Here is a 25,134-nt window from a genome sequence, read left to right as displayed (position 1 = left end):
CCCCGCCGCCCCGGAAACACCCACCCCACCCACCCCCACATCCCGGTACTCTGTACCGGCCAGGTGGGTTGCCCGAGCGGCCTAAGGGAACGGTCTTGAAAACCGTCGTGGCGCGAGTCACCGTGGGTTCAAATCCCACACCCACCGCAGGTGAACGGCTCCTGACCAGGATCTATGGTCAGGAGCCGTTCACGTTCATGTAGCTGTTTGTGACTGCTAGCCCCCGTGGTTCCCCGTCCGTCGGGGCACGTGAAGGGCACGCATGTAGCTTGATGGGGGACAAGGTGAACGAGGACGAGGTGGCGCGCGCTGTTCGGCGCGGGATGATCGACTACCACAACCGTGTGGCTGCACAGCAGGCTGCAGCACGGGAGCGTCAGGACAGAGGGTGCGTTGGCTGCATGCTCATGTTCATTGCTATCGGAGTGATCGTGATCGTGATCGCTGCCAAGGGGTAGGGCTGGGGAGGCGCTGTCCGTTGAGGCAGGCGGGATGACAGCCCCCACCCCGAACCACGACGAAGCCGCGGCCGCACGACTGGCCCCCGCATCCCAGAGTCAGAGCGCCCCCGCCGGAGGCATCTGTCCTGACGGGCGGCTCACCGATCAGGCCGGGCTCATCCAGTCCATCAAGTCCTGAGCCATTGGCGCGCGACGCCGCCTTGGCGGCGGAAGCGCCCTTGATGAAGTAGAGAAACCTGTAACAGGCTCCCGCTATGCCGGGCCCGACTGCTCGATGATCCATGCGCGGTAGTCGGGAGTAGTGTCATTGATCGGCATCGTGATGATGCTGGGCACCACGTAAGGGTGCGTGTGCTTCGCCCGGGCGATGATCTCGGGGACACGGCTCTGCACCGTGCGCAAGGTCGCATCGGCGTCATGACCGCTGCCCGGCGCCTCGGTCACTCGAACGCCAGCGTTACCACCCGGCACTACGCCAGGCCAGTCGACGGCCGTGACGCCCAAGTCGCCGATGCTTCGGACTCATGGCTGAACGGGCACGAGGACGCGGAAGGGGCACGGGACGGGCACGCTGCTCCCATCGACCGTGAGGAAGGCGCCTCATAGGGCCTCTGAGCTGGCCTTGAGTCGGATCTGCCTGGGGTTCGCAAGAGGTCTTGAAAACCGTCGTGGCGCGAGTCACCGTGGGTTCAAATCCCACACCCACCGCAGAAGAACGGCCCCTGACCGGGAAACCCGGTCAGGGGCCGTTCGTCGTTCCCGGGCACGTCGTCGGGCGCGGTGCCGCGCGGATGCGGTGTGCGGGGTGGGCCGCGATCCTGGAAGGGACGGAACACAGCGGAAGGAGCATCCATGTCCATGATGGACAAGCTCAAGCAGATGCTGAAGGGCCACGAGAAAGAGACCGGCCAGGCCGTCGACAAGGCCGGTGACTACGTCGACGGGAAGACCCAGGGCAAGTACGCCGGCCAGGTCGACATGGCCCAGGACAAGATCAAGGACCAGCTGGGGCGCCCCGGTGGTGAGGGTCAGCCGCCGCAGCCGTAGCGCGGGGGCGCCCCCGCGGTTCCTTCGTCCTTCCGATTCCCCTGGCGGTTGATCCCCAGGTCAGAGGGCGGGCCCCTACGGGCCCGCCCTCTGGTTGTTCGCATGATCCTTTCAGCGGCCGGAACGCGGCTTTGGTTCATACGAGTGGTGTTTGTCGGAAGAACGGCGCGCGTGGTGGGGGCGGTGCGGTTGCGGCCACATCATGACGAATGTATGCAGATCCGCCCGTCGGAACATCGAGGAACGAGGCGCTCGTCATGACCCACCGCAGCAGCATCACGTCGATCTGGACCACCCTCCTCGCAGCACTCGTGGCGGTCCTGACCGCCCTCGGTTTCGGCGGGAAGGCGGCTCCGGTCGAGGCCGCCGCCACCGTCACCACTCCGATGGCCCCCGCCGTGCGCCGGCCGGTTCCGGTTGCGCGACGGACGTGGCGGGCGATGATGCGGGGCGGTTCGCTCCCGCCGACCATCAAGCAGCGGATCCGCGCCGAGGCGCACGGCAAGAACCCTTCCGTCCGGCGTTCCACCACCGCGGCAGCGCTCGCGGCCGACGCGGTGCGCGGTGCGGGAGCGAGTGGTACGGACGTGGGTGTGGGTGTGGGCGCGGATGTGGTGAGTGTGCGCGGTGGTGGCGTGGAGCAGGGGCGGATGGCGCTCGCGGCGTAGTGGCGGGACCGTGGTGGCCAGGCAGGGCAGGCAGGGCAGGCAGGGCAGGCAGGACTGGCAGGGCAGGTAGGGCAAGTAGGACGAGTAGGAAACGTACGAGACGGTAGGGAACGTACGAGACGTAGGTGCGCAGGCGCTGGAGCCCGGTCTTCGTGGCCGTGGATCGCGCCGCGGAGTGCCCCCGGGAGTGGGGCACGGTGGAATGGCCCCGGCGGGCGCCGGGGGCGTGCGGGGGCGTGAAGCTTGGTACGGCAGGGCCGCAGGACCGGGAGACGGCGGGGTTCCCGGACGACGCGGCCCTCTTCGGCATGTCCGGGACCGATCGACTTGGCGGAACGATTCGCCTTCTGTGGCGCCCGTACGACCTCACCGGCTGGAGTCCGGTGGTGCGGGCGGCCTTCCGCGTGCGCCGGTCCCGGCCCCTCCCGACCTTGACATCGGCGGTGGATCTGACGGACAGTCAGATCCACTCGTCCGATGCGATGCCGGGAGGCCAGTGCCGTGCACCTCGCCCCGTCCGAAGGCCAGTTGAGGCTGCGCACCGAACTGCGGGAGTACTTCCGGAACCTGCTGCCGGACGGGGTGCCCGAGGACCCGGACGCCCAGCGCGCGCTCCTGCGCCGCATCGGCGCCGACGGCCTGCTCGGCCTCGGCTGGCCCGTCGAATACGGGGGCCGGGGCCGCGGCCCCGACGAACAGTTCGTCTTCTTCGACGAGGCCTACCGGGCCGGCGCCCCCGTCTCCATGGTCACCCTGAACACCGTCGGCCCCACCCTCATGAAGTACGGGACCCCGGAGCAGAAGGACTACTTCCTCCCCCGGATCCTGCGGGGCGAGATCGTCTTCGCCATCGGCTACTCCGAGCCCGAGGCCGGCACGGACCTCGCCTCGCTGCGCACCCGGGCCGTCCGCGACGGCGGGGACTGGGTGATCGACGGGCAGAAGATCTTCACCTCCAACGCCCAGAACGCGGACTGGATCTGGCTGGCCTGCCGAACCGCCCCCGAGGCGCCCAAGCACAAGGGCATCTCCATCGTCCTCGTGCCCACCGACAGCCCCGGCTTCGCCTGGACCCCCATCGACACGGTCGGCGGCCTCACCACCACGGCGACCTACTACGACGGCGTCCGCGTCCCCGTGGGCCACCTCGTCGGCCCCGAACACGGCGGCTGGGGCCTGATCACCAACCAGCTCAACCACGAACGCGTCGCCCTCGCCGCCATCGGCATGCAGGCCGAGGACTTCTACGCGGGGGCGCTCGCCCACGCCCGCACCCCCGACCCCGCCACCGGCGAGCGCCCGGCCGACCTGCCCTGGGTACGGTCCCGGCTGGCCGAGGCCCACGCCCGCCTGGCCGCCGTACGCCTCCTCAACTGGCGCCTCGTCCAGGACGTCGGCGCGGGCAGCCTGGCCCCCGGCGACGCCAGCGGGGTGAAGTTCCTCGGCACCGAGTCCACCGTCGAGGTGTACCGGATCTGCCAGGAGGTGGTGGGCGAGGAAGCCCTGCTCAGGGGCCCGGACGCGTTCGCCGGGGGCGAGCTGGAGCGGATGAACCGGGCCGCCCAGATCAACACCTTCGGCGGAGGCGTCAGCGAGGTACAGCGGGAGATCGTCGCCATGATGCGGCTCGGGATGAAGGGAAGGAAGCGATGACGGGGGACGAGGCGACCGGGAGCCCCGAGCGGGACAGCCGGTTCCACCACCTGCTCAAGACCTTCGAAGGGCGCCCCGCCGCCACCGCCGGCCGCGCGAAGGACGCCGTCAACGAGCCGATGATCCGCCACTGGTGCGAGGCGATGGGAGACACCAACCCGGCCTACACCGGCCCGGACGCCATCGCCCCGCCCACCATGCTCCAGGCCTGGACCATGGGCGGGCTCTCCGGCCACACCGATCGCTCCTCCGCCTACGACGAGCTCCTCGCGCTCCTCGACGCCGCCGGCTGCACCTCCGTCGTCGCCACCGACTGCGAGCAGGAGTACCTGCGCCCGCTGCGGCCCGGGGACACGGTGACCTTCGACGCCGTCATCGAATCGGTCTCCCCGCGCAAGACGACCAGACTCGGCACCGGGCACTTCGTGACGACCCGGATGGACGTCCACGCCAACGGCCAGCCCGCCGGTACGCACCGCTTCCGCATCCTCAAGTACGCCCCGGCCGCCGCGCCCCCACAGGCCCCGCCCAAGCCGCCGCGCCCCCGTCCCGTGATCAACCGCGACAACCAGGGGTTCTGGGACGGCGTGCGCGAGCACAAGCTGCTGATCCAGCGCTGCACCGCCTGTGCCACCCTGCGCTTCCCCTGGCTGCCCGGCTGCAACGCCTGCGCCTCCCCCGCGTGGGACACCGTCGAGGCGGTCGGCACCGGCACGGTCTTCAGCTACGTCGTCATGCACCATCCGCCCTTCCCGGCCTTCGACCCGCCGTACGCGGTGGCCCTCGTCGAGCTCGCCGAGGGCGTGCGCGTGATCGGCAACATCACCGGCGTCCCCTACGACAAGGTCCGCATCGGCCTGCCCGTCCGGCTGGAGTTCCTGCGCGTCGACGACACGCTCGAACTCCCCGTCTTCCGCGGAGAGGCGGGCTGACGTGGACTTCCACCCCACAGAGGAACAGACCGCGGCGGCCGGACTCGCGGCCCGCATCTTCCGCGACCTGGCCACCCACGAACGCCTCGCCGCGGCGGGCACCGGCAGCGACGCCGAGCTGTGGAAGGCCCTCACCACCGCCGGACTGACCGCGGCCGTCGAGGAGGTCGGCCTCCTCGGCCTGGTCCTGCTGCTGGAGGAACAGGGCCGCACCACCGCGCAGGTCCCGTACGCCGCGACCTGCGCGTACGGCATCCTGCCGGTCGCGGCCCACGGCAGCCCCGCCCAGCGCGCCGCCCTGCTGCCCGCCCTCGGCTCCGGCGAGGCCGTCGCCACCGGCGCGTTCCCGGACCGCGGCCGGATCACCGCCACGCCCGACGGCCGGCTCACCGGCACCGCGCCCGCTGTCCCCTGGCTGCGCGACGCCACGCACGTACTGGTCCCCGACGCGGAGCGGGCCCTGTGGTTCGTACGGACGGACGCGCCCGGCGTGGCCACGGCGCCGGTGGAGACGACCGCCCCCTGGTCGGCGGGCCGGCTGACCCTGACCGGCGCCGTCGCGCAGCGGCTCGGCGGCGAGGACGCCTACGACCGGGTGCTCGCCGGCGCCCGCACCGCCTTCGCCGGCCTCCAGGCGGGTGTCTGCGCCGGCTCGCTGGCCCGCGCGGTCGAGTACACCTCCACCCGCGAGCAGTTCGGCCGGCCGCTGTCCACGAACCAGGGAGTCATGCTCCGCGCCGCCGACGCGTACATGGACACCGAGGCGATCAGGGTCACCGCGTACGAGGCGGCCTGGCGCATCGACGAGGGGCTCGGGGCCCGCGAGCACGCGCTCACGGCGGCCTGGTGGGCCTCGGAAGCGGGCAAGCGGGTCGTCCACACCGGCCAGCACCTGCACGGCGGCATGGGCGCCGATCTGGACCACCCCGTCCACCGGCACTTCCTGTGGGGGCGCCAGCTGGACGCCTACCTGGGGTGCGGCAGCGCACTGCTGGCAGAGCTGGGCGACACCCTCGCCGTGACGCAGGAGGAGAGCGCATGAACGTCGGCGACGCACTGCCGCCCCTGGAGATCCCGGTCACCCGCACCCTGATCGTCGCGGGCGCCATCGCCTCACGTGACTACCAGGACGTGCACCACGACGCGGAACTCGCCCGCGAGAAGGGCTCCCCGGACATCTTCATGAACATCCTGACCACCAACGGCCTGGTCGGCCGCTACGTCACCGACCACCTCGGCCCGCACGCCGTCCTGCGCAAGGTCGCCATCCGCCTGGGCGCCCCCAACCACCCCGGCGACACCATGACCCTCACCGGTACCGTCAGCGCCCTCGACGGGGACACGGCCGAGATCCGGGTCGTCGGCGCCAACCGCATCGGCCACCACGTCACGGGCACCGTGACCGTCACCCTGGGGGCCGGGGCATGAGCGTCCGTACCCGGGACGACCTCGGTGGTCGGGCCGCCATCGCCGGCATCGGCGCGACCGAGTTCTCCAAGGACTCCGGCCGCAGCGAGCTCAAGCTGGCGGTAGAGGCGGTCCACGCCGCCCTCGACGACGCGGGCCTCACCCCCGCCGACGTCGACGGCATGGTGACCTTCACGATGGACACCAGCCCCGAGATCACGGTGGCCCAGGCGGCCGGCATCGGGGACCTCTCCTTCTTCTCCCGCATCCACTACGGCGGTGGCGCCGCCTGCGCCACCGTCCAGCAGGCCGCCCTCGCCGTCGCCACGGGGGTGGCCGAGGTGGTGGTCTGCTACCGCGCCTTCAACGAGCGCTCCGGGCGCCGCTTCGGCTCCGGGGTCCAGCAGCGCGAGCCCTCGGCGGAGGGCGCGGCCCTCGGCTGGGCCCTGCCCTGGGGCCTGCTCACCCCGGCCTCCTGGGTGGCCATGGCGGCCCAGCGCTACCTGCACGCGTACCACCTGACCCCCGAGGCCTTCGGCCACGTCGCGGTCACCGGGCGGCGGCACGCGGCCAACAACCCCGCCGCCTACTTCCACGGCAAGCCCATCACCCTCGCCGACCACGCCGCCTCCCGCTGGATCGTGGAGCCCCTACGGCTCCTGGACTGCTGCCAGGAGACGGACGGAGGCCAGGCCCTCGTCGTCACCACCGCCGAGCGGGCCCGGGACCTGCGCCAACGACCCGCCGTGATCACCGCGGCCGCGCAGGGGGCCGGCCGCCGCCAGGAGGCGATGACCTCCTTCTACCGTGACGACCTCACCGGGCTCCCGGAGATGGACGTGGTCGCCCGCCAGCTGTGGCGCACCAGCGGCCTGGGCCCCGCGGACATCGACGTGGCCGTCCTCTACGACCACTTCTCCCCCTTCGTGCTCATGCAGCTGGAGGAGTTCGGCTTCTGCGGACCGGGCGAGGCCGCCGACTTCGTCGCCGCCGACGCGCTCCCGCTCAACACCCACGGCGGCCAGCTCGGGGAGGCGTACCTGCACGGCATGAACGGCATCGCCGAGGCCGTCCGCCAGCTGCGCGGCACCTCCGTCAACCAGGTCACCGGCGCCGGGCACGTGCTCGTCACGGCCGGAACCGGGGTGCCCACCTCCGGGCTGATCCTGGGCGCCGACGTCTGACCGCGGTCCCGGTCCGCGCCCGCCTCCTCCACCTACAGGAGGTGGGTCGCGGCCCGGCCCTACAACCTGAGATGGACCCGCCTTCGGCACCTGCGGCCGATCCCACGGGCGCCGTCCGCTCCTAGCGTGGAGTCATGACCACGCCTGTGTGCACACTCGCCTCGAACCCGACGCCGTACCCGTCGTTCTCGGCGTACGTCCGGACGCGGGGCACGGTCCTGATGCGCACGGCGCGGTCCCTCACCGCCAATCCCTGCGATGCCGAGGACCTGCTCCAGACGGCCCTCGCCAAGACCTACGTCGCCTGGGACCGGATCGAGGACCACCGGGCTCTGGACGGCTACGTCCGGCGGGCCCTGGTCAACACCCGGACCTCGCAGTGGCGCAAGCGCAAGGTCGACGAGTTCGTCTGCGACGAGATCCCGGAGGTCGAGGAGTCGCCGGCCGCCGACCCCGCCGAGGCCCAGGCGCTGCGCGACGCGATGTGGCGCGCGGTGACGCGGCTGCCCGACCGGCAGCGGGCCATGGTCGTCCTGCGCTACTACGAGGACCTGAGCGAGGCCCAGACCGCGGAGCTCCTCGGGGTCTCGGTCGGAACGGTCAAGAGCGCCGTCTCCCGCGCGCTCGTCAAGCTCCGCGAGGACCCGGAACTGACCCCGGTCCGCTGACCCCGACCCGCCCGGCCCCGCGATGTTTCACGTGAAACACCGACGCCGGACACCGACGCCGGACACCGGTGTCGATTCACGTGAAACACGGACCCGCCCGCAGCTCCGGACAGTGATCCGCCCCGCTGTTGTACTCCCGGGTAGTGACATGCCGACCGGTATGTGCACAGAATCGGCAGCATCCGACAGCCGCCGCAGCGCCGCAGCGCTCACCGGGAGGACGCTTTGCTGAGCACCATGCAGGACGTACCACTCCTCGTCACCCGCATACTGCAGCACGGGATGACGATCCACGGGAAGTCCCAGGTCACGACCTGGACCGGGGAGGCCGAGCCGCACCGCCGCAGCTTCGCCGAGATCGGTACCCGCGCCACCCGGCTCGCGGGCGCACTCCGCGACGAACTCGGCGTCCGGCAGGACGACCGGGTCGCGACCCTCATGTGGAACAACGCGGAGCACGTGGAGGCGTACTTCGCGATCCCGTCCATGGGCGCCGTCCTGCACACGCTCAACCTGCGGCTCCCGCCCGAGCAGCTGGTCTTCATCGTCAACCACGCCGCCGACCGCGTCGTGCTGGTCAACGGCACCCTGCTGCCGCTGCTGGCCCCCCTGCTGCCGCACCTGCCGACCGTCGAGCACGTGGTGGTCACGGGCATCGGCGACCGCTCCGTCCTCGACGGACTGGACGTACGGGTCCACGAGTACGAGGAGCTCCTGGAGGGCCGCTCCGACCACTACGACTGGCCCGAGCTGGACGAGCGCCAGGCCGCGGCCATGTGCTACACATCCGGCACCACCGGGGAGCCCAAGGGCGTCCTCTACTCCCACCGGTCCATCTACCTGCACTCCATGCAGGTGAACATGGCCGAGTCGATGGGCCTCACCGACCGGGACACCAGCCTCGTCGTGGTTCCCCAGTTCCACGTGAACGCCTGGGGCCTGCCGCACGCCACCTTCATGACCGGCATCAACATGCTGATGCCGGACCGGTTCCTGCAGCCCGCCCCGCTCGCCGAGATGATCGAGCGCGAGAAGCCCACGCACGCCGCGGCCGTCCCGACCATCTGGCAGGGCCTGCTCGCCGAGGTCACCGCCCGCCCGCGCGACCTGACCTCGATGAAGCAGGTCACCATCGGCGGCGCGGCCTGTCCGCCCTCCCTGATGGAGGCCTACGACAAGCTCGGCGTCCGGCTCTGCCACGCCTGGGGCATGACGGAGACCTCCCCGCTCGGCACCATGGCGCACCCGCCGGCCGGGCTGAGCGCCGAGGAGGAGTGGCCGTACCGGGTCACCCAGGGCCGCTTCCCGGCGGGCGTCGAAGCCCGCCTCATCGGCCCCGGCGGCGACCGCCTGCCCTGGGACGGGGAGGCCGCGGGCGAGCTGGAGGTGCGCGGCAACTGGATCGCGGGCGCCTACTACGGGGGCGCGGCCGGGGAACCCCTGTGCCCGGAGGACAAGTTCAGCGCCGACGGCTGGCTCAAGACCGGGGACGTCGGCGTGATCAGCCCCGACGGCTACCTCACCCTGACCGACCGGGCCAAGGACGTCATCAAGTCCGGCGGCGAGTGGATCTCCAGCGTGGAACTGGAGAACGCGCTGATGGCGCATCCCGAGGTGGCCGAGGCCGCCGTCGTCGCGGTCCCGGACGAGAAGTGGGGCGAGCGCCCGCTGGCCACGGTGGTCCTCAAGGAGGGCGCCACGGTGGACTACGCGGGACTGCGCGCCTTCCTCTCCGAGTCGATCGCCAAGTGGCAGCTGCCGGAGCGCTGGACGGTCGTGGAGGCGGTACCGAAGACGAGCGTCGGCAAGTTCGACAAGAAGGTGATCCGCAAGCAGTACGCCGACGGCGACCTCGACGTGACCACCCTGGCCTGATCAGCCGCGCGTGAGCCAGGGCCGCAGCAGCCTGCTGACCGCGGGCATGGCCACGTAGGTCATCAGGGTGCTGAAGACCACCGCGAAGGCGGCGGTCCGCAGCACGAAGTTCACGTCCACCAGGTACGGCCCGAGCACCGCGTTGCCCGCGAGCGAGATCGGGAAGATGGCCAGCCCCGAGCTGATCACCATCTTCCAGCGCGGCGGCGCGGGCCGGGTCGTACCCGGCTTGGCGAACCAGGTCTCCATCCCCTGCAGCTCGCGCCGGGCTATCTCGGTGTGGTGGTGGCCGAGGCAGTTCGAGAACCACTGCGCCCGCTCCGGGGAGTCCTGCCAGCGTTGGAACGCCGCCTGGTTGCGGAAGCGGTGCACCAGGAACCAGGGCCCGCCCTCCGCCGCCGGCCGGAAGAGTCCGTACCCGAGGTGGTCCGGGAATCCGGCGGCGGTCTCCAGGATCCCGTGGGCCCAGGCCTCGAAGGCCTCCTCGTGCCCGGGCTCCACCTGCCGCGCGATGAGCAGGTTCACCTCTCCGTTGTCGGCGGGTACGGTCTGCTCGGACGTGCTGGTGATGGCCATCGGGCCAGGATGACTAGTTGGTCCCGATCTTGGCCAGCAGGTCCACGATGCGGCCCTGTACGTCGGCCGTCGTGGCCCGCTCGGCGAGGAACAGCACGCTCTCGCCGGAGGCCAGCCGCGGCAGTTGGGCCGGCTCGATCCCGGTGGCCGTGTAGACGACCAGCGGGGTGCGGTTCAGCAGCCCGTTGGCGCGCAGCCAGTCCACGATCCCGGCCCGCCGCCGCCGCACCTGCATCAGGTCCATGACCACCAGGTTGGGCCGCATCCGGGTCGCCAGCTCCACGGCGTCGTTGTCCGCGCCGGCCCGCGCGACCTGGAGGCCCCGCCGCTCCAGCGCGGCGGTCAGCGCGGTCGCGATCTCCTCGTGCTCCTCGATGAGCAGTACCCGGGACGGGTGCTGCTCGCTGTCGCGGGGCGCGAGGGCCTTCAGCAGCACGGCCGGATCGGCGCCGTACGCGGCCTCCCGCGTGGCGTGTCCCAGCCCGGCCGTCACGAGTACGGGCACCTCGGCGGCCACCGCGGCCTGGCGCAGGGACTGCAGGGCGGTCCGGGTGATCGGCCCGGTCAGCGGGTCGACGAACAGTGCGGCGGGGAACGCCGCGATCTGCGCGTCCACTTCCTCGCGGGAGTGCACGATCACCGGGCGGTAGCCGCGGTCGCTGAGCGCCTGCTGCGTCTGGGCGTCCGGCGCGGGCCACACCAGCAGCCGGCGCGGGTTGTCCAGCGGCTCGGGCGGCAGCTCGTCGTCCACGGGAACCGGAACGGGACGGTTGACCACCTCGACGGCGCCACCGGGGCCGTCCAGCGGCTCGGGACCCTCGGCGGAGCCCGCCTCGGGGGCCCCTATGGCGAAGGTGCGTCCCTGGGGGGCCGGTTCGGAGAGCCGGCGGCGACGGCCGGACCCGGACCCACCGGGGCCCGCGGCGGAGGGGTCCACGGAGATGCCCTGGCCCAGGGTGCCGAGCGCGCGCACGCTGATCGGCTGCCCCGCGCCCGCCGGGGCGTCAGCGGCCTGCCGGGCGGCGGGAACGGCCGCGGCCTGGCCGGCGCCGTCGGTGTCCTCGGGGGCGGTCCGGGCCGCCGGAACGGGCCACGCGGCGGGAGCGGGCAGCGCACGCCGCCGCCCGGTCGGAGGTACGGCCTCCCCCTCGTCCGTGGTGGCGGCGGGGGTCTGGGGCTCGCTGCCGCCGGGCGCGCCGAGCACCCGCCGGCCCCGACGCCCGCCCGGGCCGTCGGAGTCCCCGTCGGTCTCACCGGAGCCGGGGGACGCCGCCGCGGGGGCGGAAGCGGAGGGAGTAGCGGAAGCGGAAGCGGAAGAGGAAGCGGGAGGGACGGCAGGGCCGGCCGGAGCCGGACCCGCGGGCAGCGCGAAGCCGCCCTCGGGAGCGACCGGCCGCTGCGCGACGGGGGCCCCGAGCCCGGAGGCCGGCACCGGACCGGTGCCGGGCCGCGCCGACGCGGCGGCGGTACCCAGCGCCCGGCGGCGTCCGGCGGGATGTTCGGTCACCGGAACCGGGGGCACCGCCGGCACGGGCGGCAGCGCCGGCATGGCGGTGCCCTGGGGCGGTACGGGACGCCCCGCGCCCGGCAGTTCGAGCCCGCCCGGGGCCTCGCTGCCGTCGCCGTCGCGGCCCCGTCGGCGCCCGGTGCCCAGCCCGGCCGGGTTCACCGGGGACTGCGCGAGTTCCGCGGGGCCGGAGGGGCCGTCGGCGGGGCTGCCGTCGGCGCGGCGCCGCCCGGACGGCAGCGCCAGCGCGCCCCCGGCCTCACGGGCTCCGGAGGGCTTCTCCCGGTCCCCGTCGTCCTCCAGGAAGGCGTCCACCCCGCGCCGGGCCCGCCGCCCGGCAGGAGCGCCGGGGCCGGTGGGAGCACCGGTCCGGCCGGGTCCGCCCTCTCCGGAGGCCTCCCCGCGGCCGTCGGCCGCGTCCGGCTCCGGTTCCGGTTCGGGCTCGGGCTCGGGCTCGGGCAGGGTCACCGTCCCGGCTCCCGAACCCAGCGGCAGCTCCAGCACGAAGGCCCCGCCGGGCGCGCCCGGCACCTCCACCGTCTGCAGGACCCCGCCGTGCGCGGCGACGATGCCCCGCACGATCGGTTCGTGCACGGGGTCGCCGCCCTCGTAGGGGCCGCGCACCTCGATCCGTACGACGTCACCGCGCTGCGCGGCGGCCACCACGATCGTGGAGTCCATGTAGCCGCTGCCCTGGGGGGTCTTGCCGGTGGCGTCCACGCCCGCGACGTCCGCGACCAGGTGCGCGAGGGCGGTGGAGATCCGCTGCGCGTCCACCTCGGCCTCGATGGTCGGCGCGTGGACGGCGAACTGCACCCGCCCGGGGCCGATCAGCTCGACGGCCCCGTCGATACCGGCCGCGACGACCGTGTTGATCAGGACGTTCTTCTTCTTGAGCTTGTCGCCGCCCGCGTCCAGCCGCTGGTAGCCGAGCACGTTGTCCACCAGGGTGGTCATCCGCGAGTAGCCGGCGGCCAGATGGTGCAGCAGCTGGTTGGCCTCGGGCCACAGCTGTCCCGCGTCGTCGGCGGCCAGGGTGGCCAGTTCCCCGCGCAGCTCCTCCAGCGGGCCGCGCAGCGACTCGCCGAGGACGGCGATCAGCTGGGCGTGGCGCGCGGCGAGGGCGTCGTAGGGGCGCCGGTCGGTGAAGGTCATGACGGCGCCGACGAGCAGCTCCCCGTCCCGTACGGGCGAGGTGGTCAGGTCGACGGCGACGGGCTGGCCGGCCTTGTTCCACAGCACCTGGCCGCGGACCCGGTGCTTGCGCCCGCTGCGCAGGGTGTCGGCGAGCGGGGACTCGTCGAAGGGGAAGGGGGAGCCGTCGGCGCGCGAGTGCTGGATCAGCCCGTGGAGCTCGCGGTTGCCGAGGTCGGTGGCGCGGTACCCGAGGATCTGCGCGGCGGCGGGGTTGACCAGGACGACCCGGCCGTCGGTGTCCGTGCCCACGACGCCTTCGGCGGCGGCGCGCAGGATCATCTCGGTCTGGCGCTGGGAGCGGGCCAGCTCGGCCTCGGTGTCCACGGTCTCGGAGAGGTCCCGTACGACGAGCATCAGCAGTTCGTCGCCGGTGTAGGCGGGCTGGGGCTCGCGGTAGGCGTCACGGCCGTCGAGGTGGGCACTGGTGACCTCGACGGGGAACTCGCTGCCGTCGGTGCGGCGCGCGGTCATCCGCTTGGGCCGGGCGCGGCCGTCCTCGTCGTCACCGGGACGGCGCATCGAACCGGGGATCAGCTTGGAGTCGAACTCCGGCAGGAGGTCGAGCACCCCGCGGCCGACGAGACCCGTGCCGGGGCTCTCCATGACCTCAAGGGCGATCGAATTCGCGTTGACGACCGTGCCGTTGGCGTTGACGAGCAACAGCGCGTCCGGAAGCGCGTCGAGTATTGCTGCGAGGCGAGCAGCGCCTCGGGATGGCCTGCTGCTCACGACGAGCTTCCTCCCTGACCACGACTACCGGCATGTCACGGGAGGAGTCTAAGGGCACCGTCCCGCGGCGAGGTGGCGGATGTGCGGGGGAAACCACGCATCCGCCGCATCCTCCCAGGTCAGGAACGCGCACTCGGAAGCACAGGTTCCAGGTCGTTCCAACGGGCGATGTCGCATCCGTTCTTCCGGTGGAACGTGCTGTCGACCTTCCGCCCGTGCCAGGTTCCCGTGATGCGGGCCTTGGCCGGCCCGCCGTCCTGGAAGGTGCACAGCCCGCGCCCGGGTTCGGCGGCGAAGGGGTCCTTGCCCTCCCTGGAGAGCTGCTCCAGGCGGGCGCAGGCCTCCTTGGCCTCGGGGTGGTCGCCGCCGACCGGGCGGCATTCCAGCCGGTACTCGCCGTCGATCCGGCGGTTGCCGGTGTCGGACACGGCGACGGTGAGGCGGTCGGGGGACGCCAGCAGCCGTCCGAGGGGCAGCGGTGGCAGTGGGCCGACGGCCGCGGCGGCCAGGGCGGAGGTGACGGCGAAGGCGGCGAGACGCAGCATGGGGCACTCCAGGTCGTCCGTACGTCGTACGTCTCACCAACGACGCGCCCGCTCCGACGTTCCGTGCCTTAAGGCTTTGCCCTGCGGGCCCGGCGCCTTGTACCGTGGGAGCGGATTGGTGACCGGCCCTGCGGCTGTGTCATCATCTGCACGCACCTTCGTACGCGAGGGTGTGCTGGAGGCGTCGCCTAGTCCGGTCTATGGCGCCGCACTGCTAATGCGGTTTGGGGCTTACACCCCATCGAGGGTTCAAATCCCTCCGCCTCCGCACTCACGAAGCCCCGGTCCTCACGGACCGGGGCTTCGGTGCGTTCAGGGGTCGGACGCGGGGTCCGTACCGCCGGGCTCGCGGGTTCGGGGGTTTCGAACGGCCCCCGGTGGGTAACCCGGCGGGCTCCAGACCCGTCGCGGATCCGGGCGGACGATCTTCTTCCGAGACGTTTTCGCAGGTCAGAGGCCATGCGGCTAATGGATTTCGCGTCCCGGCGAGGTCCATGTATTGTTGTTCTCGCAAGGCCAACGGGGCGCAAAACCCCGGGAAGCCCAAGCACTCGTAGCTTAACGGATAGAGCATCTGACTACGGATCAGAAGGTTGCAGGTTCGAATCCTGCCGAGTGCACAGCCGAAGAGGCCCCCCGGTTCACCGGGGGGCCTCTTGCGTTGTCCTCACGTCCCCGTGGATAGCCTTCGCGGTCGGATGGTCTTTTGAACCTTTGAAGGGGGACTCCATGGGTCTGTTCGGCAATGCCCACCACATCGACCCCGCCTCGGCGCAGCGGGACTACGCCCGGCTGATGGGCCATGGGGAGCAGGTGCACGCCGCGTACCTGTTGATCCGGGACACGATCCTGTTCACCGACCGGCGCCTGGTGCTGATCGACAAGCAGGGCCTCACCGGCAAGAAGGTCGAGTACCACTCGATCCCGTACCGGAGCATCACGCACTTCTCCGTGGAGACGGCCGGGCACTTCGATCTGGATGCCGAGCTGAAGATCTGGATATCGGGCAGCGCGGCACCGATCGAGAAGACCTTCACCAAGGGCGTGAACATCTACGAGGTCCAGGCGATCCTCACCCAGTTCGTGGCCCGCTAGCCCTGTCGGGCGGCTGCCGGGGGCCGTCCGGGTGACGGGCGGCCCCCGGCGCCGGACGCGGGCGCCCCCTACGGCCGGGCGGGCAGGACGCGGGGCAGGCCCGTCACCGACATCACCAGGGAGTAGAGCGAGGTGGTGGCGGTGATGAAGAGACGGTTGTTCTTCGGGCCGCCGAAGGCGATGTTCGAGACGGGCTCCGGGACGCGCAGGCGGCCGATCAGGTCGCCGTCCGCCGCGTAGCAGTGCACCCCCGACTCCATCGCAGCCGCCCAGAGCCGGCCCTCGTCGTCGAAGCGGATGTTGTCCACCGAGGGGCAGGCCGTGAAGACCCGGTCCCCGGAGAGGGTGCCGTCGTCGCCGACCTTGAAGGCGCGGATGTGGCCCGCGCGGGTGTCGGCCGCGTACAGCTCGCTCTCGTCGGGGGAGAAGACCAGGCCGTTCGGGCCGAGGAAGCCGTCCGCGACGAGCCGGACCTCGCCGGTGGCCGGGTCGGCGCGGTAGAGGTTGCAGGCGCCGATCTCGCTCGGCGCGCGCCGGCCCTCGTAGTCGTTGGTGATGCCGAAGTCCGGGTCGGAGAACCAGACCGAGCCGTCGGAGCGGACCACCGCGTCGTTCGGACTGTTGAGCCGCTTGCCTTCGTAGCGGTCGGCGATGACGGTGATCCGGCCGTCGGGCTCGGTGCGGGTGACGCGCCGGTTGCCCTGCTCACAGGTGATCAGGCGGCCTTCGCGGTCGAGGGTGTTGCCGTTGGAGTGCCCGGCCGCGGAGCGGAAGACCGAGACCGCGCCGGTCGCCTCGTCCCAGCGCAGCATCCGGTCGTTGGGGATGTCGCTCCACACCAGCTGGCGCCAGGCCGGCAGGTAGAGCGGGCCCTCGGCCCAGCGGCAGTCGTCGTGGAGTCGCTCCAGGCGCATGTCGCCGTTGGCGCAGCGGCCGGTACGGAAACGTTCATCCAGGATCTCGTACAAGGCGAGGTCGGCAATGCCTGACATGATTCCCCCAGTTGAGTGGTGAGCCGAATTGTGTTCGGCGTGATCGTGAGATTGCAGGATCAGGTACCGTCTTCGCAAGAGCTGCGGGTCCCAGGGGAGGAACAGCGCGTGGACGACATCGACCGGGCACTCGTCCGGCGCCTCCAGGAGGACGCGGGCCAGTCCTACGCCGCCCTCGGCGCGGCCGTCGGGCTTTCGGCCGGCGCCACCCACGAGCGGGTGCGCAAACTGCGCGAGCGCGGGGTCATCCGGCGCACGACCGTCGACGTGGACCCGGCCGCGGTCGGAAGCGGGGTGCTCGCCTACGTCATGGTCGACTCCCGCGCCTGGATGGGGGACTCGCGTGAGGCCTTCGCGGCCATCGCCGAGATCCAGGAGGCGCACATCATCGCGGGCAGCGCGTCCGTCCTGGTCAAGGTGCGCACGGCCACGACCGGGCAGCTGCAGGACGTCCTGCGCCGCCTCTACGCCATCGACGGGGTCAGCGGCACCCAGGCCACCGTGGTGCTGGAGACCTTCTTCGAGCGCTCCCTCCCGCTGTGACCTGGCGCTGTACGGGCATCCGGTGGAGCGGCGGCGGCCCCGCCATCGGCTGGTGCGACCCGGCCGGCCGGGAGCGCGCCGGCCCCCTCGGGTACGGGCGGCTCCTGGCCTTCGAGGCGCGGGGAGAGCGGCGCTGCCCGGGTGTGCGGCGGGCCGGGAAGCGGACCCCGTGCCCGGCGGCCCGGACCGTACCCGGGCGGACGGGATCGGCCCAGTGCCCCGAGTGCGCGCGCCTCGACCGGTCCTTCTCGGTGGCCGCCGACACCAACGCCGCCGATCCGCGCACGTACCGGGTGTACCTGGCCTGGTTCGGGCCCGGGATGGTCAAGGTCGGCATCACCGCCGAGGAGCGCGGGGCGGTCCGGCTGCTGGAACAGGGGGCGGTCACCTGGGCCTGGCTGGGGCGCGGGCCGCTGATGGCCGCGCGCCGGACCGAGGAACTGCTGCGCGCCGCCCTCGGGGTGCCCGACCGGATCGCGTACGCCCGCAAGCGCGCCGTACGGGCGGGGCTGCCGGCCGGGCCCGAGCGGGCCCGGGAGGTCGCCGAGCTGCACGCCCGCGCCGCCGCGCTGCCCGGGTGGCCCGATTCCCTGGAACGGGTGGGCTGCGAGGTCACCGACCACGCCGCAGTGTTCTGGCCGGACGGCCTGCCCGCTCCGGCCCGGGTGGTCACGGAACTGGTGCCGGGAGGGACCGTCGCGGGCCGGCTCGTGGGCGCCGCCGGGCCGGACCTGCACTTCGTCGACGGGCTCGTGCTGGACACCCGGCTGCTGGTCGGCTGGGAACTGGCCGCGGCGCCCCCGGAGGCGGTCACCGACGTGCCGCTCGCGGACATCCCCCCGGCGGTGCCCCCGGCCGCGCAGGACGGCCTGTTCTGACGCGGGGCCGTCCCGCCGGGCAAGGTCAAAACTTGGATCCCTTTGGCCTTCCGGGGCTGTTTGCGGTGGACATGCCGGGGGCCGTCCGCCGAGGGTGGAGGGCATGAGCATCCAGCCCGTTCAGGCGTTCGAACCGCCTTATGTCATGGCCGTATTCAGCAACGTCCGCACCCCGGACGAGAGCGGATACCCCGAGACCAATGCCCGGATGAACCAGCTCGTCGCCGACAACCCCGGCTTCCTCGGCTACGAGTCCGCGCGCACCCCCGGAGGCCTCGGGATCACCGTCGCCTACTTCCGCGACCACGAGTCCCTGGGCGTGTGGCGGGAGGACATGGAACACCAGGCGGCGATGAAGCAGGGCCGCGCCCACTGGTACGAGAGCTACACCCTGCACGTCGCGACCGTAGAGCGGAGCCACGGCTTTGCCCGCAACGGCTGAGACGCTCCGCGCCTTCCGTGAGCGGCTCGGACTGCCCGGACTGGTCGACGTGCACACGCACTTCATGCCCGAGCGGGTCCTGACCAAGGTCTGGGACTACTTCGACGGATTCGGCCCGCTCACCGGGATCCCGTGGCCCATCACCTACCGGCACGAGGAGGAGCAGCGGGTCGCGCTGCTGCGGGAGTTCGGGGTCCGGGCCTTCACCTCCATGCTCTACCCGCACAAGCCCGCGATGGCCGCCTGGCTCAACTCCTGGGCCGCGGACTTCGCCGCCCGCACGCCCGGCTGTCTGCACACCGCCACCTTCTTCCCCGAGGAGGACGCGGCGGCGTACGTGCGGCGGGCCGTGGAGGGCGGGGCCCGCGTCTTCAAGGCGCACCTCCAGGTCGGCGGGTACGACCCGAACGACGAGCGGCTGGACGCGGTGTGGGGGCTGCTGGCCGAGGCCGGGATCCCGACCGTGATCCACTGCGGCTCCGGCCCCGTGGCGGCCAAGTACACCGGTCCGGGGCCCGTCGGCCGGCTGCTGGAGCGCACGCCCGGCCTGCGGCTGATCATCGCCCACATGGGCATGCCCGAGTACGTCGACTTCCTCGACCTGGCCGACCGCCACCCCGGCGTCCTCCTCGACACCACGATGGTCTTCACCGACTTCTCCGAGCGGCTCAACGGCTTCCCGCCCACGGAGCTCGGACGGCTCGCGGACCTCGGGGACCGGATCCTGCTGGGCACCGACTTCCCGAACATCCCCTACCCCTACGAGCACCAGCTCCAGGCCCTCGAACGCCTCGGCCTCGGCGACGACTGGCTGCGGGCCGTCTGCCACGACAACGGCGCCCGCCTGTTCGGGCTCGGGCCGGCCCCCGTTTCCTGAGCGGCGTTTCTCAGGAGATTCACAGGAAGGGGCAAGAACGCTCTCAGAGGCGGCGCCCAACGTGAAGTCATGACTGCGACGACCACCTCCCACGCGTCCACGTCCACCGGCACCCCGACGGCCCTGGTACGGCCCGACGGCGGCCCCTGCCGGGTCCTCGTCGTCGACGACGAGGCCTCGCTCTCCGAGCTGCTGTCCATGGCCCTGCGCTACGAGGGCTGCGAGGTCCGCAGCGCCGGCGACGGAGCCGGCGCGGTACGGGCCGCGCGGGAGTTCCGCCCCGACGTCGTGGTCCTCGACATCATGCTTCCCGACATGGACGGGCTGGCCGTCCTCGGCCGGCTGCGCCGTGAGATCCCGCAGGTCCCGGTGCTGTTCCTGACCGCCAAGGACTCCGTCGAGGACCGGATCGCCGGCCTGACGGCGGGCGGCGACGACTACGTCACCAAGCCCTTCAGCCTGGAGGAGGTCGTCGCCCGGCTGCGCGGTCTGGTCCGCCGCTCCGGCGCCGCCCAGGCGGCCCGGGGCGGCTCGGTCCTGACCGTCGGGGACCTGAGCCTCGACGAGGACAGCCACGAGGTGGTGCGCGGAGGCCAGGAGGTCCACCTCACCGCCACCGAGTTCGAGCTGCTGCGCTACCTGATGCGCAACCCGCGCCGGGTGCTCAGCAAGGCGCAGATCCTGGACCGGGTGTGGTCCTACGACTTCGGCGGCCAGGCCAACGTCGTCGAGCTCTACATCTCCTACCTGCGCCGGAAGCTGGAGGGCGGCACCGGACTGCCCCCGATGATCCACACCCGGCGCGGCGCCGGCTACCTGATCAAGCCGGCCGAGTAGTGGCCCTGCGCCCGCCCCTGCTCCGCCGCCGCTGGTCCCTGCGGACCCGGCTCGTCGTCTCGGCGGTGGCGCTGATCGCCGTCGTGGGGGCGGCCATCGGCACCGTCACCACCCTCGCGCTGCGCTCGTACCTGGTCGACCGGCTCGACGAGCAGCTGAGCGTCTCCCTGGACATGGCCTTCCGCGGCCCCGGCGCGGGGAAGGCGGCCCGCGAGAACAGCCTCGGCTTCGTCCTGGCCCCGGGCAACCCGACCGGCACCGCGGGGATCCGCCTCGGCCCCGACGGCAAGGTCCTCGCCTCCGGGCTCAGCTCCTCCGGCGACGGCTCCCCGCTCGACCACGTCCGCCCCCTCGACGAGACCCAGTCCCAGGCCCTCCTCGCCGCCGCCCGCCGAGCCGCACACGGCCGCCCAGGGCCGGTGGAGGCGGAGCTGCCGGGACTCGGCGGCTACCGGGTGCGCAGCGCCGCCGACGGCAGCCTGGTCCTCGCCATCCCGCTCCGCGACGTCGACCGTACGGTCGGCACCCTCGTCGGGGTCGAGGTCTCCGTCACCCTCGCCGGGCTGATCGCCGCCTCCCTCGCCGGACAGGCCCTGATCGGGGTCGCCCTGCGCCCGCTGCGCCGGGTCGCCGCCACCGCCACCCGCGTCTCCGAACTCCCCCTGCACAGCGGCGAACCCGACCTGCACGAGCGGGTGCCCGACGCCGAGGCCGACCCCCGCACCGAGGTCGGCCAGGTCGGCGCCGCCCTCAACCGGATGCTGGGCCACGTCTCCTCCGCGCTCACCGCCCGCCAGCAGAGCGAGACGCGGGTCCGCCAGTTCGTCGCCGACGCCAGCCACGAGCTGCGCACCCCACTGGCCTCCATCCGGGGATACGCCGAACTGACCCGCCGGGGACGCGAGGAGCCGGGCCCCGACACCCGGCACGCACTGGGCCGGATCGAGTCCGAGGCCACCCGGATGACCGGTCTGGTCGAGGACCTCCTCCTGCTCGCCCGCCTCGACGCGGGCCGCCCGCTGTCCACCGCCGACACCGACCTGGCCCCCCTCGTCGTCGACGCCGTCAGCGACGCGCGGGCCGCCGGGCCCGACCACCACTGGCACCTGGCCCTGCCCGACGAGCCCGCGCCCGTACGGGCCGACGCGGCCCGGATCCAGCAGGTCCTGGTGAACCTCCTCGCCAACGCCCGCACCCACACCCCGCCCGGCACCACCGTCACGGCCCGTGTTTCACGTGAAACATCCGCCGTCCGGCTCCGCGTCGAGGACGACGGCCCCGGCATCCCGCCCGAGCTCCTGCCCCACGTCTTCGAGCGCTTCGCCCGGGGGGACGCCTCCCGCTCCCGCGCCGCCGGCTCCACGGGCCTCGGCCTCGCCATCGTGCAGGCCGTCGTCTCGGCGCACGGCGGGCGGGTCGAGGTGCACAGCGCGCCGGGCCGCACCGCCTTCGAGGTCGCGCTGCCCCTCGCCCCCGGCCCGGCAGGGGACTCACAGACGGGGCACAGGCTCACCACACAGCGGTGACAGCGCGTCCCGCGAGGGTCGGAGCATGTCAACCGACGCCTCTCCAGGGGCCCTGCCGGCCCGGGCGCCCCTCGCGCTCCGGCCTGGTGTGCCCGTACTCGACGTGGTGATCCCGGTCTTCAACGAGGAGGAGGACCTCGGCCCGTGCGTGCACAGGCTGCACGCCCACCTCACCCGCACCTTCCCGTACCCCTTCCGCATCACCGTCGCCGACAACGCGAGCACCGACCGAACCCCCGAGGTCGCCGCCGGCCTCGCCCGGGGCCTCGCTGAGGTGCGCAGCACGCGGCTGGAGGAGAAGGGCCGTGGCCGCGCCCTGCGCACCGTGTGGAGCCGGTCGGAGGCGCCCGTCCTCGCGTACATGGACGTGGACCTCTCCACGGACCTGAACGCGGTGCTGCCGCTGGTGGCCCCGCTGATCTCCGGCCATTCCGACCTGGCCATCGGGACCCGGCTGGCCCGCTCCTCGCGGGTGGTGCGCGGAGCGAAACGGGAGTTCGTCTCCCGGGCCTACAACCTGCTGCTGCGTTCCTCCCTCGCCGCCCGCTTCAGCGACGCCCAGTGCGGGTTCAAGGCGATCCGGCGCGAGGTGGCCGAGCGGCTGCTGCCGCTGGTGGAGGACTCCGGCTGGTTCTTCGACACCGAGCTGCTCGTGCTCGCCGAGCGGGCCGGGCTGCGGATCCACGAGGTGCCGGTGGACTGGGTCGACGATCCCGACTCCAGCGTGCACCTCGTACGCACCGCCGCCGAGGACCTCAAGGGGGTCTGGCGGGTGGGGCGGGCGCTGGCCGTCGGGGCGCTGCCGCTCGACCGGCTCGCCCGCCCCTTCGGAGACGATCCGCGCGACCGCGGCGCCCTGCCGGGGGTGCCGCGCGGACTGGCCCGGCAGCTGCTCGGGTTCTGCGCCGTCGGCGTGCTGAGCACCCTGCTCTACCTGCTGCTCTACTCCGCGCTGCGGGAAGCGGCCGGACCGCAGGGGGCGAACGCCGCCGCGCTGCTGCTGTGCGCCGTCGCCAACACCGCCGCCAACCGCCGGCTGACCTTCGGGGTGCGCGGGCGGGCCCGTGCGGTGCGCCACCAGGCCCAGGGGCTCGTGGTGTTCGGCATCGGGCTGGCCCTGACCAGCGGGTCCCTCGCCGCCCTCGGAGCGGCCACCGCGGAGCCGGCCCACGGCACCGAGCTGGCCGTGCTGATCACCGCCAACCTCGCCGCCACCGTGCTCCGGTTCCTGCTGTTCCGCGCCTGGGTCTTCCCGGAACCGCGCGACGGCCGCCCCGGCCCGCGCGACGGCCGCCCCGGGGCCCCGGGCGCCCCCGGGAAGCCGGCCGCCCCCACCATCCCCACGACGACCGAGGAGGGTCCGTGACCACGGCCGCGCTTCCGCTCTTGCCACCCGCCGCCCCCGTTCCCGCCACCGCGCACGGCGCGGCCACCCGGCCCCGCTGGGAACGGCCCGCGTACGCCGCCCTGCTGCTGGCCACCACCGTGCTCCTGCTCTGGGACCTGGGCGCCTCCGGCTACGCCAACTCCTTCTACTCCGCCGCCGTACAGGCGGGCTCCGAGAGCTGGAAGGCCTTCTTCTTCGGCTCCTCCGACGCCGCGAACTCCATCACCGTCGACAAGCCCCCGGCGGCCCTGTGGCCGATGGCGCTGTCGGTACGGCTCTTCGGGCTCGGCGCCTGGCAGATCCTGGTCCCGCAGGCCCTGATGGGCGTCGCCACCACCGCCGTGCTGTACGCGGCCGTACGCCGCCAGTTCGGCCCGGCGGCGGCCCTGCTCAGCGGCACCGCCTTCGCGCTGACCCCCGTCGCCGCCCTGATGTTCCGCTTCAACAACCCCGACGCGCTGCTCACCCTGCTGCTGACCGTCACCGTGTACTGCGTGCTGCGCGCCCTCGAAGGGGCCCACACCCGGTGGCTGGTCTGGGCCGGCGTCGCGGTCGGCCTCGGCTTCCTGACCAAGACCCTCCAGGCGTTCGTGATCCTGCCGCCGCTCGCCGTCCTCTACGCCGTCTGCGCGCCGACGCGGCTGCGCCGGCGCCTGGGGCAGCTGCTGCTGGCCGGACTGGCCGCGCTGGCGGCCGGCGGCTGGTGGGTGGCCGTGGTGGAGTGGTGGCCCGCCGACTCCCGCCCGTACATCGGCGGTTCGCAGCACAACTCCTTCCTGGAACTGACCTTCGGCTACAACGGCCTCGGCCGGATCAGCGGCAACGAGACGGGCAGCGTCGGCGGAGGGGGCGCGGGCGGCCCGGGCGGGGGCGGCTGGGGGCAGACCGGAATCGACCGGCTCTTCTCGGGCGACATTGGAGGCCAGATCTCCTGGCTGCTGCCCGCGGCCCTGGTGCTGCTGGTGGCCGGGCTGGCCGTCACCTGGCGGGCCTCCCGGGCCACGGACACGCTGGAGGGCATGGCCCGCGCGGCCTTCCTCGCCTGGGGCGGCTCCCTGCTGATCACGGCCGTGGTCTTCAGCTGGATGCAGGGCATCTTCCACGAGTACTACACCGTCGCCCTCGCGCCCTTCGTGGCGGCGCTGGTGGGCATGGGCGTGGCCGTGCTGTGGGAGGAGAGGGGCGGCCGCGCCGCTGCCCTCACCCTCTCCGGGACCCTCGCGCTGACCGCGTGGTGGGCCTTCGTCCTGCTCGGCCGTTCCGCCGGGTACCTGCCCTGGTTGCGCTGGACGGTGCTGGTCGCGGGGCTCGGGGCGGCCGCGGTGCTGCCGTTCGCGGCCCGGTTGGGACGCCGGGCGCTGCTCGGGGCCGCGGCCGTCGGGCTCTTCGCGGCGCTGGCGGGCCCGTTCGCGTACTGCCTGACCACGGTGGGCGCCGGCCACACGGGCTCCATCGTGACCGCCGGTCCTGCGGTGGCGGGCGGCCGGGGCGGGTCCGGGGGACCGGGCGGCATGCCGGGACGCTTCGCCCCCGGCGGGGAGGCACCACCCCAGGGGATGCCGCAAGGGATGCCGCAGGGCGTGCCGGGCCCGATGCCGGGCCGGATGCCGGGCGCCGGGGGGACGCAGGGCGGACCCGGCGGACCCGGTGGGCAGGAGGCCCGGGGCGGCCGGGGCGGTTCCGGTGGCCAGGGCGGTCCCGGCGGGCTGCTGGGTGGGACCCGGGTCGGTGCGCAGGCCACGGCCGCGCTGCGCTCCGACGCCTCCCGCCACACCTGGGCGGCGGCGGCCATCGGCTCGCAGAACGCGGCGGGCTACCAGCTGGCCTCGGGCGTTCCCGTGATGGCGGTCGGCGGCTTCAACGGCAGCGACCCCTCCCCGACCCTGGAGCGGTTCCAGGAGTACGTGAAGGCCGGGAGGATCCACTGGTTCATCGCCCGCGGTGACGGCGCGGCGGGCCGCGGCGGCGGTCCGGGCGGGGCCGCGGGCAGCGCCATCGAGGAGTGGGTGAAGGGCGCCTTCAAGGCCACCACCGTGGGCGGAGCCACCTTCTACGACCTGACGGCTCCCTCGACCGGCTCGTCCTGATCTCACCTCCACGGAGGGGTG

General features: G+C 73.0%; 25 protein-coding genes and 3 tRNA genes. 23 read left to right on the top strand and 5 right to left on the bottom strand.

What is annotated here, in order from left to right:
• Positions 1-62 precede the first annotated feature (62 nt).
• From OG295_RS16575 to OG295_RS16565, 3 genes are all read left to right on the top strand, one after another.
• Positions 63-147, top strand: a tRNA-Ser gene (locus OG295_RS16575).
• Positions 148-284: 137 nt separating this feature from the next.
• Positions 285-458 (top strand): hypothetical protein, encoded by a 174-nt coding sequence (locus tag OG295_RS16570; RefSeq protein ID WP_371677570.1) that lies wholly within the window; start codon positions 285-287, stop codon positions 456-458.
• Positions 459-492: 34 nt separating this feature from the next.
• Positions 493-639: a hypothetical protein gene (locus OG295_RS16565; RefSeq protein WP_371677569.1), complete on the top strand. Its 147-nt coding sequence runs from the start codon at positions 493-495 to the stop codon at positions 637-639.
• A gap of 74 nt (positions 640-713) precedes the next feature.
• On the opposite strand, the gene cutA is transcribed toward OG295_RS16565, so the two are convergent.
• The gene (gene cutA / locus OG295_RS16560) at positions 714-905 is read right to left on the bottom strand and encodes a divalent cation tolerance protein CutA (RefSeq protein ID WP_371677568.1); all 192 of its coding nucleotides are present in this window, start codon (positions 903-905) and stop codon (positions 714-716) included.
• Positions 906-1,313: 408 nt separating this feature from the next.
• Between cutA and OG295_RS16555 the strand changes: the two genes are divergently transcribed.
• The 9 genes from OG295_RS16555 (at position 1,314) to OG295_RS16515 (ending at position 9,895) form a co-directional block, all read left to right on the top strand.
• A complete protein-coding gene (locus tag OG295_RS16555; RefSeq protein ID WP_371677567.1) occupies positions 1,314-1,508 on the top strand; it encodes an antitoxin in 195 nt (64 codons plus the stop codon).
• Between the two features lie 257 nt (positions 1,509-1,765).
• Entirely contained in the window at positions 1,766-2,176 is a 411-nt protein-coding gene (locus OG295_RS16550) for a DUF6344 domain-containing protein (protein WP_371677566.1), read from the top strand.
• Between the two features lie 501 nt (positions 2,177-2,677).
• Positions 2,678-3,829: an acyl-CoA dehydrogenase family protein gene (locus OG295_RS16545; protein ID WP_371677565.1), complete on the top strand. Its 1,152-nt coding sequence runs from the start codon at positions 2,678-2,680 to the stop codon at positions 3,827-3,829.
• Complete coding sequence (locus OG295_RS16540) at positions 3,826-4,761, top strand: bifunctional MaoC family dehydratase N-terminal/OB-fold nucleic acid binding domain-containing protein (protein WP_371677564.1); 936 nt, start codon at positions 3,826-3,828, stop codon at positions 4,759-4,761. The genes OG295_RS16545 and OG295_RS16540 overlap by 4 nt, the downstream gene beginning before the upstream one ends.
• Position 4,762: 1 nt before the next feature.
• Entirely contained in the window at positions 4,763-5,803 is a 1,041-nt protein-coding gene (locus OG295_RS16535) for an acyl-CoA dehydrogenase family protein (RefSeq protein WP_371677563.1), read from the top strand.
• The gene (locus tag OG295_RS16530) at positions 5,800-6,189 is read left to right on the top strand and encodes a MaoC family dehydratase (RefSeq protein WP_285538693.1); all 390 of its coding nucleotides are present in this window, start codon (positions 5,800-5,802) and stop codon (positions 6,187-6,189) included. Before OG295_RS16535 ends, OG295_RS16530 begins: the two co-directional genes overlap by 4 nt.
• A complete protein-coding gene (locus OG295_RS16525; RefSeq protein ID WP_371677562.1) occupies positions 6,186-7,352 on the top strand; it encodes a lipid-transfer protein in 1,167 nt (388 codons plus the stop codon). The genes OG295_RS16530 and OG295_RS16525 overlap by 4 nt, the downstream gene beginning before the upstream one ends.
• A gap of 134 nt (positions 7,353-7,486) precedes the next feature.
• Positions 7,487-8,020 (top strand): SigE family RNA polymerase sigma factor, encoded by a 534-nt coding sequence (locus OG295_RS16520; protein WP_371677561.1) that lies wholly within the window; start codon positions 7,487-7,489, stop codon positions 8,018-8,020.
• A gap of 225 nt (positions 8,021-8,245) precedes the next feature.
• Positions 8,246-9,895 carry a long-chain fatty acid--CoA ligase gene (locus OG295_RS16515; protein ID WP_371677560.1) on the top strand — a complete coding sequence of 550 codons (1,650 nt, stop codon included), beginning with the start codon at positions 8,246-8,248 and terminating at the stop codon, positions 9,893-9,895.
• Here OG295_RS16515 and OG295_RS16510 read toward each other — a convergent pair whose 3' ends face one another.
• The 3 genes from OG295_RS16510 to OG295_RS16500 form a co-directional block, all read right to left on the bottom strand.
• Positions 9,896-10,471: an antibiotic biosynthesis monooxygenase gene (locus OG295_RS16510; RefSeq protein WP_371677559.1), complete on the bottom strand. Its 576-nt coding sequence runs from the start codon at positions 10,469-10,471 to the stop codon at positions 9,896-9,898. It abuts the gene before it with no gap.
• A 13-nt stretch (positions 10,472-10,484) separates the two neighbouring features.
• The gene (locus OG295_RS16505; RefSeq protein WP_371677558.1) at positions 10,485-13,904 is read right to left on the bottom strand and encodes a PAS domain-containing protein; all 3,420 of its coding nucleotides are present in this window, start codon (positions 13,902-13,904) and stop codon (positions 10,485-10,487) included.
• Positions 13,905-14,023: 119 nt separating this feature from the next.
• Positions 14,024-14,449 (bottom strand): SSI family serine proteinase inhibitor, encoded by a 426-nt coding sequence (locus OG295_RS16500; protein ID WP_371677557.1) that lies wholly within the window; start codon positions 14,447-14,449, stop codon positions 14,024-14,026.
• A gap of 177 nt (positions 14,450-14,626) precedes the next feature.
• Here OG295_RS16500 and OG295_RS16495 point away from each other — a divergent pair.
• From OG295_RS16495 to OG295_RS16485, 3 genes are all read left to right on the top strand, one after another.
• Positions 14,627-14,717, top strand: a tRNA-Ser gene (locus tag OG295_RS16495).
• A 279-nt stretch (positions 14,718-14,996) separates the two neighbouring features.
• Positions 14,997-15,069: transfer RNA gene (locus OG295_RS16490), tRNA-Arg, on the top strand.
• A gap of 109 nt (positions 15,070-15,178) precedes the next feature.
• Positions 15,179-15,544: a PH domain-containing protein gene (locus OG295_RS16485; protein ID WP_371677556.1), complete on the top strand. Its 366-nt coding sequence runs from the start codon at positions 15,179-15,181 to the stop codon at positions 15,542-15,544.
• A 68-nt stretch (positions 15,545-15,612) separates the two neighbouring features.
• Here the strand turns inward: OG295_RS16485 and OG295_RS16480 are convergent, their stop codons facing one another.
• A complete protein-coding gene (locus OG295_RS16480; protein ID WP_371677555.1) occupies positions 15,613-16,536 on the bottom strand; it encodes an SMP-30/gluconolactonase/LRE family protein in 924 nt (307 codons plus the stop codon).
• A 108-nt stretch (positions 16,537-16,644) separates the two neighbouring features.
• Here OG295_RS16480 and OG295_RS16475 point away from each other — a divergent pair, with 108 nt between their 5' ends.
• The 8 genes from OG295_RS16475 (at position 16,645) to OG295_RS16440 (ending at position 25,113) form a co-directional block, all read left to right on the top strand.
• Complete coding sequence (locus OG295_RS16475) at positions 16,645-17,079, top strand: Lrp/AsnC family transcriptional regulator (RefSeq protein WP_371677554.1); 435 nt, start codon at positions 16,645-16,647, stop codon at positions 17,077-17,079.
• Complete coding sequence (locus OG295_RS16470; protein WP_371677553.1) at positions 17,076-17,957, top strand: DUF2797 domain-containing protein; 882 nt, start codon at positions 17,076-17,078, stop codon at positions 17,955-17,957. Before OG295_RS16475 ends, OG295_RS16470 begins: the two co-directional genes overlap by 4 nt.
• Before the next feature lie 103 nt (positions 17,958-18,060).
• Complete coding sequence (locus OG295_RS16465; protein WP_371677552.1) at positions 18,061-18,399, top strand: antibiotic biosynthesis monooxygenase; 339 nt, start codon at positions 18,061-18,063, stop codon at positions 18,397-18,399.
• Positions 18,383-19,276 (top strand): amidohydrolase family protein, encoded by an 894-nt coding sequence (locus OG295_RS16460; protein ID WP_371677551.1) that lies wholly within the window; start codon positions 18,383-18,385, stop codon positions 19,274-19,276. Before OG295_RS16465 ends, OG295_RS16460 begins: the two co-directional genes overlap by 17 nt.
• A gap of 69 nt (positions 19,277-19,345) precedes the next feature.
• Positions 19,346-20,113, top strand: coding sequence for a response regulator transcription factor (locus tag OG295_RS16455; protein WP_371677550.1), 768 nt, complete (start codon positions 19,346-19,348; stop codon positions 20,111-20,113).
• Positions 20,113-21,639, top strand: a complete 1,527-nt coding sequence (locus OG295_RS16450) for a sensor histidine kinase (protein ID WP_371677549.1) — start codon at positions 20,113-20,115, stop codon at positions 21,637-21,639. Before OG295_RS16455 ends, OG295_RS16450 begins: the two co-directional genes overlap by 1 nt.
• 25 nt (positions 21,640-21,664) lie before the next feature.
• Positions 21,665-23,005, top strand: a complete 1,341-nt coding sequence (locus tag OG295_RS16445; RefSeq protein ID WP_371677548.1) for a glycosyltransferase — start codon at positions 21,665-21,667, stop codon at positions 23,003-23,005.
• Entirely contained in the window at positions 23,002-25,113 is a 2,112-nt protein-coding gene (locus OG295_RS16440; protein WP_371677547.1) for a glycosyltransferase family 39 protein, read from the top strand. The genes OG295_RS16445 and OG295_RS16440 overlap by 4 nt, the downstream gene beginning before the upstream one ends.
• The last annotated feature ends 21 nt before the right edge of the window (positions 25,114-25,134 follow it).

It is taken from the genome of Streptomyces sp. NBC_01276, from assembly GCF_041435355.1.
In the GTDB taxonomy this organism is placed as follows: Bacteria; Actinomycetota; Actinomycetes; order Streptomycetales; family Streptomycetaceae; genus Streptomyces.
Note: the sequence above shows the minus strand (reverse complement) of the source record. Positions and strands in the feature narration are given on the sequence as shown.